Genomic DNA, 2,599 nt, shown 5'->3' with positions numbered 1-2,599 from the left:
CTCCCACGCCGCGCGCAGGGGCGAGGGGAAAGTTAGTTGGGAGTTATGTCCATCTTTAAGGCCTCTTTCCCATGTTGCGTATCTGTCTTGAGCAGATCTTTGCCTACGTCTAGCGACTTAGAGGGCGGAGTCAGGATGGCATTGCTAAAATAATGGCTTCCGCGGTCATAGCGGTGGAAATTTGTCTGAGATGCGAGTACATGCTTCAATTAATATTGTGGACAGCGCGATATGTGTCGGGGGTTGCAATTTTAGTTTTGGGTTTATTAATTCATAGAGAATAGAACGTATTCTTTAATTGAGCATAGAGCGTGTTTTTTTTGTTGTTCATTTGTAATTCCCAACGTACTCAACTCAGTTTCCCCTCGCCCCTGCGCGCAGCGTGGGGGAGAGGGATTAAGGGTGAGGGGGTTAAAAAATGTCGCGAAGCGACTTCATTATTAAAAATCAAGCCTTCAAAATGATGTGGTTATGATCAAAAGCTGTAGAAAGCAAGATAGGGATATGCTTTAGTTCGTCCGTGCTGTGTTTACATATTGTTTTTTTGGCACTTACCATCAAATAAAATGAAGTCGCTTCGCAACGTTATTTAATCCCCCTCACCCTTAATCCCTCTCCCCCACGCTGCGTGCAGGGGCGAGGGGAACGTTAGTTGGGAGTTAAGTTCACCTTTCAGTTCTTTCTCCCACGCTGCGCGCAGGGGCGAGTGGAACGTTAGTTGGGAGTTAAGTTCACCTTTCAGTTCTTTCTCCCACGCTGCGCGCAGGGGCGAGGGGAACGTTAGTTGGGAGTTAAGTTCACCTTTCAGTTCTCGCTCCCACGCTGCGGGCGGGAGCGAGGGGAGAGTCAGTTGGGAGTTACTTTTACCTTCATATATTATCTCTGGGGATTCAGAACCATGCCAAAGTTGACTTATTAGCATTGTTTGAGGCGCAACTTATTAGCACCTCCTCCTGGTCTACCGTTTAAAGCATATTACGCGAAAATTCCCGAGGATAGGGCGCTTAAATGTTTTGTGTCAGGGTTATGAATACCTACCGCAGCAACTACTGGCAGATTAAGAAAATGCTCTGCTTCTTCCCATTCTATTTCCGCTGGAAATAAATGCAGATTAGGCAAGCATTTATTCAACAGGGTGCAAAAGGCCAAACTTGCAGGAAATGGACGTACCTGTTGAAAACCCAGGTTCAATGCTGCCATAGCTTCGGAAATAGTGGATACACCCGGCAGGTAATTCATCGAGTAGACATTAGCTGTTTGTGCGATTGCAGGTAAAAAGCCAGGACTTGAAGCAAAATGGACGCCAGCGCTATAACATTGTTCCAATTGTTGAGTGTTAATTATGCCGCAAGAACCAATTTTAATAGTTGGGAATTGTTTAATAATCTGAGTCAATAATTGTGGATCGGTAGAGTTAATTTCTATCGTTGTAAGACCGACTTCTTTTATTTGTTCTACTCGCTCAAATAATAAATTATCAACGTCCAGTGATACAATAACAGGTTGGTTAACCATTAATTTCTCGATGATCATGTTTAGTTCCGCATGCGCTGCACTGTTTTTCAATGTTAGAAGACTTGGTATAGGTTGGCAAGCAAATTGATCATAAAAATCGAGTGATCATTATTTTATTTAGAAAGGGGCTGAACTGTTTTAAATCGCTTGAGGTTATTAGAATTAAAACCTCTTGATAAATGAACAAATCCGCGCACTAATCTCATGAATTTAGTGCGGGAATTGATGTCAATATTACTTAAATGGAGAGGGAGTGGTGCTGAACGGAGTCAGAGTTGAAGGTTTTGGCTCTTCAGGCTTAGCGTCCATCGCGCTAGAAGGACTCAGATCGTGCTTTGCTATATTTTGCTGTTTTAATTCCAAAGGGCTTTTAATGCTGGTTACAGGTCCTTTTGTTGCATCGACTCCAAACCGCTCCATATTTTTCAGCATGGACTGCATGGTTTGTAATGGAATATTTCCTGTACGTGGCATATTAACAAACATCATTTGCAAGTATGCATTGGCTGCAATTTTGTTATTTCCAGGAGCTTGACTTGCCAGGTTAAATAAATCATCACGGGTGAGTTGTTTTGCTTCTTTCAATTCCGCCAAACGGTTTTTGTATAGATCTACAGGGGTTGCCTGACTTGTTTTAAGTGTTGCAGCAGTTCCACCTGCTTTTGGGACAGGAGTAGGCGTAGGCATTGGTGAAAGGGTAGGTTGGCCCAGAGTTACATTGGATTGATTCGTTTGCTTCGCTTGGTTTAACAGGTTGCCGCGAACTGATATATCCCCTCAAATTTGCTAAAAATAATTGCAGTAAAGTTGAAGTCGTGATCTAATTTTCCCCAACAAATTTGTTTGGGGAAAATGATGGAACCTATCGATTTACTACATGACCATCTCATGGAGGAATGTCCTTTTATCCATGGCAAACGTTTACAAGCATTAATGGATGTAGCATGTTCACTACAAAAGAAGCAAAACCTATCGCTGACAGCAATAGGCAAAGGATTAACTGGAAACAGTTCATTAAAACACAAGATTAAAAAGGTAGATCGTCTTGAGGGCAACAAGCACCTATATGAAGAGATAAGTTCGA

2 protein-coding genes and 1 pseudogene are annotated in these 2,599 nt (G+C 42.6%); 1 reads left to right on the top strand and 2 read right to left on the bottom strand.

What is annotated here, in order from left to right; all coding sequences use genetic code 11:
* Positions 1-975: 975 nt before the first annotated feature.
* Positions 976-1,533 carry a multidrug DMT transporter permease gene (locus tag G543_RS0116720; RefSeq protein ID WP_028385547.1) on the bottom strand — a complete coding sequence of 186 codons (558 nt, stop codon included), beginning with the start codon at positions 1,531-1,533 and terminating at the stop codon, positions 976-978.
* A gap of 216 nt (positions 1,534-1,749) precedes the next feature.
* On the bottom strand, positions 1,750-2,202 hold the full coding sequence (locus G543_RS0116715) for a hypothetical protein (RefSeq protein ID WP_028385546.1): 453 nt from the start codon (positions 2,200-2,202) through the stop codon (positions 1,750-1,752).
* Between the two features lie 165 nt (positions 2,203-2,367).
* Here G543_RS0116715 and G543_RS18215 point away from each other — a divergent pair.
* Positions 2,368-2,599 (top strand): annotated as a pseudogene (locus G543_RS18215) (IS4 family transposase); the annotation flags it as partial.

It is taken from the genome of Legionella moravica DSM 19234, assembly GCF_000423305.1.
Lineage (GTDB): Bacteria > Pseudomonadota > Gammaproteobacteria > Legionellales > Legionellaceae > Legionella > Legionella moravica.
Note: the sequence above shows the minus strand (reverse complement) of the source record. Positions and strands in the feature narration are given on the sequence as shown.

Excerpts from the sequence above, each read along its gene's own strand:
- G543_RS0116720 (WP_028385547.1), bottom strand. The coding sequence starts at position 1,533 with ATGATCATCGAGAAATTAATGGTTAACCAACCTGTTATTGTATCACTG.
- G543_RS0116715 (WP_028385546.1), bottom strand. The coding sequence starts at position 2,202 with ATGCCTACGCCTACTCCTGTCCCAAAAGCAGGTGGAACTGCTGCAACA.